The sequence below is a fragment of the Sphingopyxis sp. HIX genome, from assembly GCF_001468285.1.
GTDB lineage: Bacteria > Pseudomonadota > Alphaproteobacteria > Sphingomonadales > Sphingomonadaceae > Sphingopyxis.
Genome location: NZ_LNSB01000074.1, coordinates 1 through 14051, shown reverse-complemented (window position 1 = coordinate 14051; position 14051 = coordinate 1). Strand labels below are relative to the sequence as shown.

Sequence of the window (14051 nt, the reverse complement as noted above, 5' to 3'; positions counted from 1 at the left end):
CGCCCACCCGCGTCGGGGAAAAGGGCTGACCGCCATGACCGGGGGAGCGCGCGTCCGCCGCGCTCCCCTCTGCCTCGCCCCGCTGCTGCTCGCCTTCCTCGCGAGCGCCCCCGCCCACGCCGCGCCCAAGGCGAAAGCGAAAGCGAAGGCGGCCGCCCCCGCGCCCGTCAACGGCGCGGTGGTCGCGCTGCTGCGCGCCGAGGCCGACGGCGACCTCAGGAAATTCTACGCCGAACGCGGCTACCGCCCGCTCTGGCTCGCCGGCAGCAAGCCCGGCCCGCAGGCGCAGGCGCTGCTCGGCCACCTCGCCTCGGCTAGGCTCGACGGCCTCGACCCCGCCGACTACCGCCTCGAAAGGCTGCGCCAGTCGCTTGCGATCGCCAGCAGCGGCGACCCCGCCGCACTCGCCGCCGCCGAGCTCGCGCTGTCCGACGCCTTAGCGCGCTACGTCCGCGACATGCGTTCATCGGGTAAGGCGAAGATGGTCTGGGCCGATGACGACCTCAAACCCCGCCGCCCCGACACGCTCGCCGTCCTCCGCGCCGCCGCTTTTCCGAAAGATTTCGCCGCTTACGTCGGCGGCATGGGCTGGATGAGCGAGCATTATGTCCGCCTGCGCACGCTTGCGGGCGCCGCCGAAAAGCGCGGCACCTCGAAGGACAATATGGCGCGCCTTCGCCTCAACCTCGACCGCGCGCGGCTGCTCCCCGGCCCCTGGACGCACCATGTGGTCGTCGACGCCTCCTCGGGCCAGCTCTTCTATTACGGCGCGGGCAAGCGCGCGGGGACGATGAAGGTCGTCGTCGGCGCGCCCGAGACGCCGACCCCGATGCTCGCGGGCAAGCTGCAATGGGCGATCCTCAACCCCTATTGGAACGTCCCCGACTATCTCGCGCAAAAAAGCGTCGCGCCCAAAATCCTCGCCGGCCGCAGCCTTGCGTCGCTGCGCATGGAGGCGCTCTCCGACTGGGGCCCGAACGCGCAAAAGCTCGACCCCGCGACGATCGACTGGCCCGCGGTCGCCGCGGGCGACCGCGTGCTGCGCCTCCGCGAGCTCCCCGGCGGCGCCAATTCGATGGGCAAGGTCAAATATCTCTTCCCGAACAAGCTCGGCATTTACCTCCACGACACCCCCGAGCGCGACCTGCTCAAGAAAGCCGACCGCCATTTCAGCAACGGCTGCATCCGCCTGGAGAATGCCGCCCAGCTCGGCCAATGGCTGTTGCAACGCCCGCTGAACAGCAAGTCGAAGACGCCCGAGCAGCCGGTGGCGCTCCCGGTCGAGGTGCCAGTGTACCTCACCTACCTCACCGCGGTCGCGACGGAGCGCGGGGTGGCGTTTCGGCCCGATGTTTATGGGCGGGATGGGTAGATAAGAGGGCGAAGCTTCCACATTGATGACTTTTGTAGAGGAGCCTCAAGCTTCCGGCGCCGCCTCGGCGCAGTCGTCAGTTGTTCCAGCCTCTCCAACTTCCTGAGCTTCGGCGGCGGGCAGTGGTTGTGGACTCTTCGGCGGATTTTCGGGCCGAAATCGGGCGCGAAATGTGTCTTGATCGTTCAAGCGTATCAAGACCGGATTCTCGCAAGAGGATGCCTTACCAAACACAACAGCATGACGCGGCTGCATGGAAGGCAAGATCGACGCGTAATCTGAGCCGATATAGTTTCCTAGAAAGTCTTTACCGGTGTCGTCGAAAGTGCGCATGGCGAAGATCGTGTTGCATTGATTGAGGATCGTCTTGGTCACATTGGCAGTGCGCTGAGTAATCAACAGGCAGCCTAGGCCATATTTCCGACCTTGAAGGATCGCTCTCGCACTAGTGGCTGTGGCCATTTTGTCGCCCTCGGCGGCGACTGAATTCCATTCAGGAACAAGCGAATGAGCCTCTTCATAGACGAGGCACAGCCTAGCTTCGTCGGTCATCCCCATCCGTTGGCAGACGAAGAGTGCTGCATCTGAAAATATGGCGGTGATTTCGGAGGGAGTGAGATGGGCTAGGTCTGCGCTGTTATTATACATCCCTGATACCTGCTTGGTCACTCGGAATTGCGCCGGATTGATAACCCACAAGAAGTGATCGTCATCGGCGGCCATGAACTCAGTCATCTTGCGAAAAACCGCCTGTTTGAATTGATGTCGGGAACCACCCTCCTCTTTGTTTTGATGGGGCGCGCCGCCGCGCCCGGCAGCGAGAAGCGCTTCGCGTCTCGCTTGTTCGTGTGCAGGATCAACGAAATCTTCGAGCAGGCTCTCATATTGATTGGTCAAGTCCAGACAGACCACCTTGATGCCTTTAGCGATCATCCGCTCGACCAACTCAATCGCAAGGTAACTCTTTCCGACACCTAGAATGCCGAGGATCGCCGTGTTGTGTGTAACACATGCGGATGTATCGAGGCGCACGCCATATGGCGTTGCAGGAAAATGGCCGACGCAGTCATCGTCAGGATTGCCGTCGAACTTCTCCAGCAAAAAGACAGGAGCGTTCATTCGAGGCATCCAAGGTACCGGAGAAAACCGGCGCCCGTCATTGTCCCATGTCCCTATTTTGCGACCCTTTGCTCGAGCGTATCCGTATTTATTTTTCTGCTGAACAAACTCGTCGCGGGTCGCGCCATCGACGACCTGATAGATAACGCTTTGGTGATCGCCGATCCTTGCTTCAACCAGAGACCCTTCGGTGAGACCAGCTTCGTTGACGACTTCGAATTGAAGATAATCAGGACTAGTTTCAGTGTCGACGATGCCACACAATCGATCGATCCACTGCAGAGCTCGAATATCAGCTTTATCTTCCTCAGTAACGACTACAGAAAAGGCCATTCCGCCGACGGCTTGCGCTTGGCTGTCGTGGAGCGCGGCAAGGCGGTTCGGAAGCGACGTGGTAAGAACCCGGAGTAGGTTGCCCTCATCTCGCCCAACGTAATTAAGGGCGACCCCGAGCTGTGGTGGGCCGTGCTGATCAGAGATCACCATTGGTGTTCCCTTGGCGATTGTCGTTGCCTCGGCTTGCCGCACGAGCACGATACCAGGCGATTGATGCGCTGCGATTGAGCCAATCAGATCAGCGCGATTTACTGGTTTCGGCCTATCGAGAAACCACATCAAATATTTTGCCAACGCCTCAATCGGTTGAAACAGCGTTATAACCAAAAACGACGTGAGAATCGCGAAAACTTCCGCTGGTTTATCACGATGAAACAGCCACACGGCTGCACTGATCAATATCGCAAAAATTACGTTGGGGCTGCCTAATCCAATTACGGCGCGTTCAAAAACTCTCCATGATACGGGTGGCTCCGTTCCAAGAGGCGCGCGGAAAATCAGCAACAAGAGAGAAACCAGTGCAATCAAAGCGCAGAAAGCGATAGTTGCGCCCAGAACGTAAGCGTCTGTCGTCCAAGCAATGACCAAGGGTAGAGCCGATACAATAGCCAATAGGGCAGCTACGCCGTTCGTCAGTGCTCCGGAGGGAGGAGTAAAATATGGATTTAGAATTCGGTTTCCAAAGAGTAGACTAGCGATACCACTGTAGAGCCAGATTGCATTCTCGTTCGGTGTTAGCCCGCTATCTACAAATGAAGCTTGGACAAATAGTAAAGTCAGTACGTAAATAACTAGCGCGACAGCTCGCACTTTGGCTTCCGACATCACCTATGCCCCCAAAAATCGTAAAGCGATTATCCTATACGACCGGGCCAATCATACAATTCTATCAGGGGATTGCCATCACCGCGTGTTCGGGCGGACCAAGTTATTTCATTGCTACCAAGACGGGCCACGACAAGAGCCTTAGGCAGTTCGCTGGCCAACAGCCTTCACCCCCGCAACACCGCCCCCACCTTCGCCGCCGCCGTCACCACCTTGTCCGCAATCGCCTTCAGCTCGGCCTCGGCGAAGCTCTTCTCCGCCGGTTGCAGCACGACTTCGACCGCCAGGCTCACCTGCCCCTCGGGCACGCCCTGGCCGGCGAAGCGGTCGAACAGGCGGGCGTCCACGATCGCCGCCTTGTCGGCGCCCTTGACCGCGCGGACGAGGTCGCCCGCCGCCAGCGTGGCGGGCGCGAGGAAGGCGAAGTCGCGGCGCACCGGTTGCAGCGCGGGCGGGGTGAAGGCGCTGCGCGCCGGGCCGCTCGCGCGCTTCGCGGGGATCGCATCGAGGAAGATCTGCACCGCCATCACCGCGCCGTCGACGTCGTAGTGGCGTGCGAGCGACGGATGCAGCGCGCCGAATTCGGCGAGCACCGCCTTGGGGCCGAGCCGCAGCGTCGCGGCTTGTCCGGGGTGCCAGATGCCCGCCTCGGCGACGGGCTCCATCACCTGCAAGCGGTCGGCGGGCGCGCCCGCGGCGTCGAGCAGCGCCAGCGCGGCCGCCTTGGCGTCATAGGCGTCGAACGGTGCCGCCTTGCCCGCCTGCCAGCCGCGCTCGGTCTTGTTGCCCGCCATCACGATGCACAGGGTCGGATGCTCGGCATCGGCCAGATAGCGGCGCCCGATCTCGAACAGGCGGATGCTGTCGGCGCCGCGGTTCTGGTTGCGCGCCGCCGCGGCGAGCAGCCCGGGCAGCAGCGACGGGCGCATGACCTTGAGGTCTTCGCTGATCGGATTGGCGAGGCTCCACGCGCCGCCGCCGAAGGGCGCGGCCTCGCGGTCGCTGACAAAGCTCCACGTCACCGCCTCATGATAGCCCGCCGCCGCCGCGGCGCGGCGCAGCCGGCGTTCGAGCAATTGCTCGGCGGTCGCGGTCGGCTTGGCGACGCCGTCCGAACGGGGAAGCGCGACCGATTCGACCGCGTCGAAGCCGGTAATGCGCGTCACTTCCTCGACGATGTCGGGCGCGGCGTCGACGTCGCGGCGCCAGCTCGGCACGGCGATCCGCCAGGGGCTGCCCTCGGTCACGCCGAAACCCAGCGATTCGAGGATCGCGCGCTGGCGGGCGGGCTCGATCGCGATGCCGCCGAGGCTCGCCGACAGCGACGGGTCGTAATCGACCGTCTTCGTCTCCAGCGGCGGTTCGCCCGCCTTGGTCATGACCGACGGCGTGCCGCCGCAGATGTTGAGGATCAGCTGGGTCACGATCTCGGTCGCATCGCCCAGGAACGCCGGGTCGACCCCGCGCTCGAAGCGGCTGCGCGCGTCGCTGGTCAGCGCCAGCGCCTGCCCGGTCAGCGCGATCCGTTCGGGGGTGAAATAGGCGATTTCGACCAGCACGTCGGTCGTCGTCTCGCTGCAACCCGAATGCTCGCCGCCCATGATGCCTGCGATATCGTGCACGCCCTTGTCGTCGGCGATCACGGTCATCGTGTCGGTGAGCGTGTAGTCCTTGCCGTTGAGCGCGGTGACGGTCTCGCCCGCCTTCGCGCGCCGCGCGACGAGCGCGCCGGTCAGCTTGGCGCGGTCGTAGATATGGCTCGGGCGGCCGAGGTCGAACATCACATAATTGCTGATGTCGACGAGCGCCGAGATCGAGCGCTGGCCGATCGCTTCGAGCCGGCGGCGCATCCATTCGGGGGTGGCCACGCGGTTGTCGACGCCCGCGATGGTGCGGCCGTAGAAGGCGGGGCAGGCCTCGGGGTCGTCGGTCCGGATTTCGGTCGCCATCGGACCCTGCCCGTCGATCGTCGGCACCGCGAGCGGCTTCAGCGTGCCGAGCCCGGCGGTGGCGAGATCGCGCGCGATGCCGCGCACCCCCATGCAATCCTGCCGGTTCGGGGTGATCGAGATATCGACCACCGGGTCGCCCGCGCCGCTATAATCGGCGAAGGGGGTGCCGACGGGGGCATCGGCCGGAAGCTCGATGATGCCGTCATGGTCGTCGCCGAGCTCGAGCTCGCGCGTCGAGCACATCATGCCGTTCGATTCGACCCCGCGCACCGCCGCGACCTTGAGCTCCATGCCGTTCGCGGGCACCACCGCGCCGGGCAGGCCGAGCACGCCGACGAGGCCCGCGCGCGCGTTGGGGGCGCCGCACACGACGGTCAGCGGCGCACTACCGTCGCCGGTATCGACCGTCAGCACCTGCAATTTGTCGGCCTGCGGATGTTTTTCGGCGGTCAGCACGCGCGCGACGCGGAAACCGGCGAGCTTCTCGGCCGGATTCTCGACGCCTTCGACCTCATGGCCGATGCGGTTGAGCGTCGCGGCGACATCGGCGACGGTGAAATCGCCATCGAGATGTTCGCGGAGCCAGTCGAGGGTGATCTTCATGCCGAAATCCCCCCGCTGAGCGTGGGCACGCTCAGCGCTCCGAACCCGTAGTGCGACAGCCAGCGCAGGTCGCCGTCGAAAAAGGCGCGGAGGTCGTCCATGCCATATTTGAGCATCGCGAGCCGGTCGACCCCGACCCCGAAGGCGAAGCCCTGCCACACGTCGGGATCGAGCCCGCAATTGGCGATCACGCGGCGGTTGACCATGCCGCTGCCGAGCAGCTCCATCCAGCTATGCCCTTCGTCGTCGCCATGGCCGCCGACGATCCTGCGGCCCTTTTCATGGCGGTAGCCGACATCGACCTCGGCCGACGGCTCGGTGAAGGGGAAATAGCTCGGGCGCAGGCGCAGCACGATGTCGTCGGTCTCGAAATAGGCCTTGAGGAAGGTCTCGAGCGTCCATTTGAGATGCCCCATATGGATGCCGCGGTCGATGACGAGGCCTTCGACCTGGTGGAACATCGGTGTGTGCGTCGCGTCGCTGTCGCTGCGATAGACGCGGCCGGGCGCGATGATCCGGATCGGCGGCTCCTCGCTCATCATCGTGCGGATCTGCACCGGCGAGGTGTGCGTGCGCAGCAGCATGCGGCCATCATGCGGGCCGCCGCGCATCTGGTCTGGGAAATAGAAAGTGTCGTGCATCGCGCGCGCCGGATGCGTCTCGGGGATGTTGAGCGCGGTGAAATTGTGCCAGTCGTCCTCGATCTCGGGCCCCGTCGCTACCGCGAAGCCCATGTCGGCGAAGATTTCGGCGAGCTCGTCCATCACCTGACTCACCGGATGCACGCTGCCGCGCGCGCTCGCGGCGGCGGGGAGCGTCATGTCGAGCTTCTCGCCCGCGAGCCTGGCTTCGAGTGCCGCGCCTTCGAGCGCCGCCTTGCGCTCGGCGAGCGCGGCGGTGACGGTTTCGCGCAGTGCGTGGATCTGCGGGCCGACCGACTGGCGCTCGTCGGGGCTCATCCCGCCGAGCGTCTTGAGCAGCCCGGTGACGCTGCCCGCCTTGCCGAGCGCGGCGACGCGCAGCGCTTCGATGGCGTCGAGGTCGCTCGCGGCGGCGATCGCGCCGGTCAGCTCGGCCTGCATGGCCTGATAATCGCTCATTGTCGGTCTTCCTGCGGCGGCGGAATAGCCGCGCTTTATTGCGGCGCCGCTTGCACCGAACGGGCCCCAAGGGTCAACCCCGAAGGGCTAATTCGCGGGCTTGTGGAGCCCCTGCACCGGTGCACCCGCGGCCGCCGCGCGCGCGAGCGCCGCGGCGCCGAGGATCGGCTTCGGCCGCGCGGCATAGGCGCGCGGGCTCATCCCCATGAAGCGCTGGAAATCGCGCGTGAACTGCGCCTGGTCGTAATAATGATAATCGAGCGTATCGATCCACGCCATCGACGGGTCGAGCATAAAGCGCGCGAGGCTGCGCAGGAAGCGCTGGCGGCGGAGCAGCAATTTGGGGGCAAAGCCGAAGGCGCGCCGCGACAGCCGCTCGACCGACCGCTCGGAGAGGCCGAGCTTCTCGGCCAGTTCGCCGACGCTGGCGAGCTCGTCGTCGACCAGCGCGCTGTGCGCCGCGAAGACCGCGGGATCGTCGCGCGGCGCGCTAGCCAGCCGGCCGACGAAATGATCGTCGATCGTGCGCGCCGCGGTCTCGACGTCGTTCGCGCCGCGCAGCCGCTCGGCGAGCGCGACATAGTCGGCGAAGGCTGGATGCACCGCGGCGTCGCAGAAACGGTCGGCGAGATCCTCGGCGGAGAGCGCGAAGAATTTCGCCCAGCCCGCGGGCAATATGCCGATGCCCCAGGTGCGCATGCTGCCGACCGAGAAATAGGTCGCCTTGCTCGTCGGGCCCGACACGTTGAAGGCGGGCGCGGGCGCGACCGGCGTGTCGCCGATCGCGCTCTGCGTCGTCTCGCCCTCGATGAAGCGCATATTGGCCCATTCGGGGTGGAGATAGTCCTCGATGCGGGTGCCTGCGGGCACCGCGACCTCGGTCAGATAGATGATGCTGGCATAGGGGCGCAGGGCGTCGGACACGGGAAAGAAGCGCGTCTCCACGTGTACATTGCCGCTGGGGTCCGAAGGATTGGTCCTATCCGTCATGACGCCGCACCCATCGCAGCTATGCGTAAAAAAACAACAGGCTAAGCGCCCTGCGTGTCGGGTTTTTACAATTTTTTGCATCCCGACGACCGCATATGTCGCGTCAGGGAACACTTCCACCTGCCGGCGGCTTTCTGCGACCCACGGCTATTCGGTACGGAGGGAGGGGGGCGATGCGTCGTTTACGATCATCGTCGGAGCGGCGCGAAGGGCAACCTTCGCGCCGTTTCTGATTCGCGCTTCGGCAAATGGAAGGCACGAAAAAGGGCGGCCCCTCGCGGGACCGCCCTATATTCGTTCGGCTATGCCGTCAGGTGGCTCAGGCCGCCTTGGGCAGCGCTGCCTTCGCCTGCGCGATGACGGCCGCGAAGACGCCGCCTTCGTTCATGGCCAGATCGGCCATCACCTTGCGGTCGAGGTCGATCCCGGCCAGCTTCACGCCGTGCATGAACTGCGAATAAGTCAGGCCTTCGGCGCGGACCGCGGCGTTGATGCGCTGGATCCAGAGCGCGCGGAAGCTCCGCTTCTTAACCTTGCGGTCGCGATAGGCGTATTGGCCGGCCTTTTCGACGGCCTGCTTGGCGATGCGAATGGTGTTCTTGCGACGGCCATAATAGCCCTTCGCCTGTTCCAATACGCGCTTGTGCTTGGCGCGCGTGGTAACGCCGCGTTTGATGCGTGACATGGTCTAGCGCTCCTTACTTCAGGCCATAGGGCGCCCAGAGGCGCACATGGGCCGCGTCCGAATCGCTGAGCACGCTGGTGCCGCGGTTGGTGCGGATATATTTCGAGTTATGCGAAATCAGGCGGTGGCGCTTGCCGGCGACGCCGTGCTTCACCTTGCCCGAGGCGGTGAATTTGAAGCGTTTCTTCACACCGCTCTTGGTCTTCATCTTGGGCATTTTGGTCTCCTTTTGAAGTCCGTTTGCGTATCGGCCTGGCAGCCCTTTCAGCCAGCCGGTACAATCGGAAGCGGCGCGCTTAGCGGCGCGGGCGCGGAAAAGCAAGCGATTCGGCGCAAAAAGGAACGATGCGGTCAACGGCGGATTGTCCTTCCATGGACATGCGCTCCGGTCCCATGGCCCCGGCGGCCGGTTCCACTGCCGATAACCGCGGTGCGGGGAGCGATTCGCACTGGAGCGCGCGGCCCAGACGCTGGGCGCGAACCGCCTGGACCCCGGCCTGGCTGGCGAAACGCCCGCGTCCGCTGCGCATCGCGGTTCGCGCTGTGGCGATCGTGCTGCTCACCCTGTTCGCGATCTGGCTGATCCTCTTCATCACCAAGGGGCGTTTCCTGAAAGGCCCGTTCGAAAGCATCGCGAGTTCGCAGCTCGAGCGGCAGGTCGAGGTCGGCGGCGACTTCCAGCTCTATTTTGCGCCCTTCAACGTCAAATTCTACGCCGAGGACATCAGTGTCGCCAACCCGGCCTGGGCGCGCGAGAAGCAGTTTTTCACCGCGAAGAAGGTCGATGCGCGGCTCGCGACGCTGCCGCTGATCTTCGGGAACCGTACTATCCGCTATATCGACCTCGACGGCGCGCGCGTCGCGCTCGAATGGGATGCGGGGAACAAGCGCAACAGTTGGACCTTCGGCGATCCGAACCGCCCGCCGCAGCCGCTCGAACTGCCGCAGATCCGCCGCGCCGCGCTCACCGGCAGCAGCCTTTCCTACCGCGACCCATTGCTCCGCCTGTTTGCCGACATCGACATCAACACGGTGCGCGCGACCGACACGCGCATCGACGATGCGATCGGCTTTTCGGGACGCGGCACGATGCGCGGCCAGCCCTTCACCCTGTCGGGCGGGCTGACTTCGCCCAACGAGACGATCGCGGGCGGAAAGAATGCGCTGCGGCTGCACGCCGAGGGGCTCGGCAACACGCTCGACCTGTCGGGCACGCTGCCCGGCCCGACCGAGCTCGAAGGCGCCGACCTCGAATTGCAGGCACGCGGCGCGAACCTGTCGCGCATCTTCGATTTCCTCGGCGTCGCGATTCCCGACACGCGCGCCTATCGCGTCACGTCGGCGCTGACCTATGAGGACCGGGTCTGGAAGCTCACGGGTCTGAAGGGCGTGTTCGGCGACAGCGACCTTTCGGGCTCGCTCGCGGTCAGCCAGCCCAAGGGAAGGCTGTACCTCAAGGCCGACCTCGTGACCCGCTCGCTCAACATCATCGATGCCGGTCCCTTCGTCGGTTACGATCCGCGGCGGCTCGACAAGATGGGGACCAGCGGCACGGTGCAGAATGTGAACGGCCGCCCGCGCGTGCTGCCCGATGCGCCGCTGCGCGTCGAGGCGCTCAAGCGCTTCGATGCCGATGTGCGCTACCGCGTGACGAGAGTGCGCGCCGAAAGCTTCCCGATCAGCAATGTCGACCTGACGCTGGGGCTCAAGAATGGCTTGATGGAGCTGAAGCCCTTCAACTTCGTCGTCGCGGGCGGCACGGTCAAAAGCGATATCGCGATCGACACGCGCCCGGCGCGGGTGCGCACCGAATATGACATCCGCCTGTCGCCGACGCGGCTCGGCACCTTGCTCGCGCGTTTCGGGACCGAAGAATCGGGGACGACGGGCACGGTCAGCGGGCGGATCAGGATGGTCGGTTACGGTGACAGCGTGCGCCAGTCGCTCGCGACGTCGAACGGACGCATCGCCTTCGTGTTGCCGCAGGGTACCTTCTGGACGCGTAACATCCAGCTCGCCGAGCTCGATATCGGGACTTTCGTGCAGAAGATGTTCCAGGACAAATTGAAGAAGCCGGTCGAGGTGAATTGCGGCGTGATCGCCTTCACCGTGCGCGGCGGGGTCGCGGCGGCCGATCCGATCCTGATCGACACGCAGAAGAATGTGATGCTCGGCCGCGGCGGTTTCTCCTTCCGTTCGGAGGCGATCGACATGGCCGTGCGCGCCGACGGCAAGACCTTCAGCCTCTTCTCGGGCCAGTCGCCGGTCGGCGTCGGCGGCTATTTCGCGGCGCCGACGATCGACCCGATCAGCGACCAGCTGCTCGGCCGCGCGGGCGCGGCGCTGGGGCTCGGGGTGTTCGCGACGCCGGTCGCCGCAGTCGTGCCCTTCATCGATCCCGGGGATGCCAAGGCGGCGCAGTGCGGCCCGGTGCTCGCCGGCGCGACCGCGGCGGCGCAGCGCACCAGCAAGGGCAGGCCGCGTGACGACGTCGGCAAGGGCACGACCGCCAAGTCCGAGGACGGCAAGCAGAGCGCCGAGGGCAAGAAGGAACAGCGCAAGAAGTTCCTCGGCATCTTCTGACGCGGTCTTCCGATGCCGCTCAGTGGTGGCACGCCAGCCCTTCGACCACATCCTCGAGCCGCGCCGGGTCGCCGAGCGCGATGACATGGCCGCTGCTGTCGGCGTTGAGCGGGTCGCCGTTCCAGTCGCACATCGTGCCGCCCGCGCCTTCGACGACGGGCACGAGCGCGGCGAAATCGTGGAGCTTCAGCCCCGCCTCGACCACCAGGTCGATATGGCCGCTGGCGAGCAGGCCGTAGTTGTAGCAGTCGCCGCCGAAGACCATGCGCTTGTGTGCGGTCTGCGCGGCGAGCGCCATGAAATGCTCGCCGTCGTGATCGCTGAAATATTGCGGGCCGGTGGTCGCGAGCACGGCATCGGCGAGTTCGCGGCACGTCCGCGTGCGTGCGGGCTTGCCGTTGAACAAGGTCGGCTGCCCCATCGCGCCGACCCAGCGCTCGCCGGCGATCGGCTGGTCGATGATGCCGAGGATCGGCCAGCCGTCCTGCAGCAGCGCGATCAGCGTGCCGAAGATCGGCCGGCCGGCCATGAAGCTCACCGTGCCGTCGATCGGGTCGAGCACCCATTGGCGCGACGCCTCGGGGCGCTCGCTGCCATACTCTTCGCCGATGATGCCGTCGCGCGGCGCCTCGGCCGCCAGCAGGCTGCGCATGACGGCCTCGGCGCTACGGTCGGCCTCGGTTACCGGCGAGGCGTCGGCCTTGGCTTCGGACCGGTAGGCCGCGCGGAACAGTGGGCGGATGGCGGCGCCGGCGGCGTCGGCGAGGCGGTTGGCGAGCGCGAGATCGGAGGAGAGCGACATGTCAGCGGCGATAGTCCCATTGGCCGGCGTTGGCACCCACGCCTTCGCCGAAAGTGATGTGGTTGCCGTCGGGGTCGCGCACCCAGAATTCGCGCTGGCCATAATGCTGGTCGCACGGGCTACCCCAGCGACCCTCGGGCAAGCCGCGGAGGCGCGGTTCGAGTTCGGCGAACAGCGTATCGGCGCTGCCGACATCGACATAGGCGTGCGCGCTGCCGGGCGGATGCCCGGCGCCATCTTCGCACTGCAACAGGCGAAAGGCGATGCGCTCGCGCTCGACATAGGCATAGCCGCCTTCGTCGACATGGACGGTGAAGCCCAGGATGTCGCGGTAGAAGGCGAGCGCAGGCTCCATCGCGGCGACCCCGAGGAAGGGCGTCACCTGGATGAAGGGCGGGTTGCGGCTCATCAGTCGAAGAGCGAGGAGACGCTCGTTTCGTCGGCGATGCGCTTGATCGCCTCGCCGAGCAGCGGCGCGACGGTCAGCGCGCGGACCTTGGCGCTGTCGTTGACCGCGTCGGTCGGCTGGATCGAATCGGTGATCACCAGCTCGGTGAGCTCGCTCGCCTCGACGCGCGCGACCGCGCCGCCCGACAGCACGCCGTGCGTACAATAAGCGACGACGCCCTCGGCGCCCGCGGCCTTGAGTGCGCCCGCGGCGTTGCAAAGCGTGCCCGCCGAATCGACGATATCGTCGATCAGGATGCAGAAGCGGCCCTTCACGTCGCCGATGATGTTCATCACCTCGGATTCGCCGGCGCGCTCGCGGCGCTTGTCGACGATCGCCAGCGGGGCGTTGTCGAGGCGCTTCGCCAGCGCGCGGGCGCGGACCACGCCGCCGACGTCGGGCGACACGACCATCAGATTCTTGCCCGCGAAGCGCGCCTGAATGTCGGCGCTCATCACCGGCGCGGCATAGAGATTGTCGGTCGGGATATCGAAGAAGCCCTGGATCTGCCCGGCGTGCAGGTCGATCGCGAGCACGCGGTCGGCGCCCGAGGTGGTGATCAGGTTCGCGACGAGCTTCGCCGAAATCGGCGTGCGCGGGCCGGGTTTGCGGTCCTGGCGGGCGTAGCCGAAATAGGGGACGACCGCGGTGATGCGCTTCGCCGACGCGCGGCGCAGCGCGTCGTTGATGATCAGCAGCTCCATCAGATTGTCGTTCGCCGGGAAATTGGTCGGCTGGACGACGAAGACGTCCTGGCCGCGGACATTTTCGTGGATCTCGACGAAGACTTCCTCGTCGGCGAAACGGCGCACGCTGGTGTCGGTCAGCGGCAGCTCGAGATAATCGGCGATGGCGCGCGCCAGCGGCAGGTTGCTGTTGCCGGAGATCAATTTCATGGGGTGCGAGCCCTTTCGCGCGGGATGGATTGCGCGCCCCTTAGCCAGCACGGGCGCGAAGGGGAAGGGGATAAAGCCATGGGGCGGGGGCTTTGGGCGATTGCAGGCATGGCTTCTCCCTTGGCCGTTGTGGTTGGCCGCCCAGACCGGTCGATCGGGTTCGCGCGAAGACGCAAAGCCACGAAGAGGACGTGGGCGATCCGGATGGCGGTTTCGGGGTGGGGAGGGGACGTAATAATCCTCCCTGTCGCGAAGCGATGGGGAGGGGGACCATGCGAAGCATGGTGGAGGGGTGCGTGCAGCCGAACGCGGCGTATGACCTCCCGCACCCCTCCACCAC

Annotated in this window: 11 protein-coding genes; 2 read left to right on the top strand and 9 right to left on the bottom strand. The window is 65.5% G+C overall.

The features are described from left to right. Window positions 1–1372: L,D-transpeptidase family protein (locus ATE62_RS22145; RefSeq protein WP_443028883.1), on the top strand; the 1372-nt coding region annotated here is incomplete at its 5' end. 45 nt (window positions 1373–1417) lie between these two features. On the opposite strand, the gene ATE62_RS23070 is transcribed toward ATE62_RS22145, so the two are convergent. From ATE62_RS23070 to rpmI, 6 genes are all read right to left on the bottom strand, one after another. Continuing rightward, window positions 1418–3652, bottom strand: coding sequence for an ATP-binding protein (locus ATE62_RS23070; RefSeq protein WP_082662979.1), 2235 nt, complete (start codon window positions 3650–3652; stop codon window positions 1418–1420). Between the two features lie 167 nt (window positions 3653–3819). After that, window positions 3820–6207, bottom strand: coding sequence for a phenylalanine--tRNA ligase subunit beta (gene pheT / locus ATE62_RS22130; protein ID WP_058810338.1), 2388 nt, complete (start codon window positions 6205–6207; stop codon window positions 3820–3822). After that, window positions 6204–7307: a phenylalanine--tRNA ligase subunit alpha gene (gene pheS, locus ATE62_RS22125; protein ID WP_058810339.1), complete on the bottom strand. Its 1104-nt coding sequence runs from the start codon at window positions 7305–7307 to the stop codon at window positions 6204–6206. The genes pheT and pheS overlap by 4 nt, the downstream gene beginning before the upstream one ends. An 87-nt stretch (window positions 7308–7394) precedes the next feature. Beyond that, on the bottom strand, window positions 7395–8297 hold the full coding sequence (locus ATE62_RS22120; protein ID WP_082662978.1) for a helix-turn-helix domain-containing protein: 903 nt from the start codon (window positions 8295–8297) through the stop codon (window positions 7395–7397). A gap of 319 nt (window positions 8298–8616) precedes the next feature. Further along, window positions 8617–8982 carry a 50S ribosomal protein L20 gene (rplT, locus tag ATE62_RS22115; protein ID WP_058810340.1) on the bottom strand — a complete coding sequence of 122 codons (366 nt, stop codon included), beginning with the start codon at window positions 8980–8982 and terminating at the stop codon, window positions 8617–8619. Window positions 8983–8995: 13 nt separating this feature from the next. Further along, complete coding sequence (rpmI, locus tag ATE62_RS22110; protein ID WP_037555449.1) at window positions 8996–9199, bottom strand: 50S ribosomal protein L35; 204 nt, start codon at window positions 9197–9199, stop codon at window positions 8996–8998. A gap of 176 nt (window positions 9200–9375) precedes the next feature. Here rpmI and ATE62_RS22105 point away from each other — a divergent pair, with 176 nt between their 5' ends. Continuing rightward, window positions 9376–11565 carry an AsmA family protein gene (locus ATE62_RS22105; RefSeq protein ID WP_082662980.1) on the top strand — a complete coding sequence of 730 codons (2190 nt, stop codon included), beginning with the start codon at window positions 9376–9378 and terminating at the stop codon, window positions 11563–11565. Window positions 11566–11584: 19 nt separating this feature from the next. On the opposite strand, the gene hisN is transcribed toward ATE62_RS22105, so the two are convergent. The 3 genes from hisN to ATE62_RS22090 are packed head-to-tail and all read right to left on the bottom strand — an operon-like array spanning window position 11585 to window position 13711. Then, window positions 11585–12367 carry a histidinol-phosphatase gene (hisN, locus tag ATE62_RS22100; RefSeq protein WP_058810341.1) on the bottom strand — a complete coding sequence of 261 codons (783 nt, stop codon included), beginning with the start codon at window positions 12365–12367 and terminating at the stop codon, window positions 11585–11587. Between the two features lies 1 nt (window position 12368). Next, complete coding sequence (locus tag ATE62_RS22095; RefSeq protein WP_058810342.1) at window positions 12369–12776, bottom strand: bleomycin resistance protein; 408 nt, start codon at window positions 12774–12776, stop codon at window positions 12369–12371. Beyond that, window positions 12776–13711 carry a ribose-phosphate pyrophosphokinase gene (locus ATE62_RS22090; protein ID WP_058810343.1) on the bottom strand — a complete coding sequence of 312 codons (936 nt, stop codon included), beginning with the start codon at window positions 13709–13711 and terminating at the stop codon, window positions 12776–12778. Before ATE62_RS22090 ends, ATE62_RS22095 begins: the two co-directional genes overlap by 1 nt. Window positions 13712–14051: the final 340 nt, after the last annotated feature.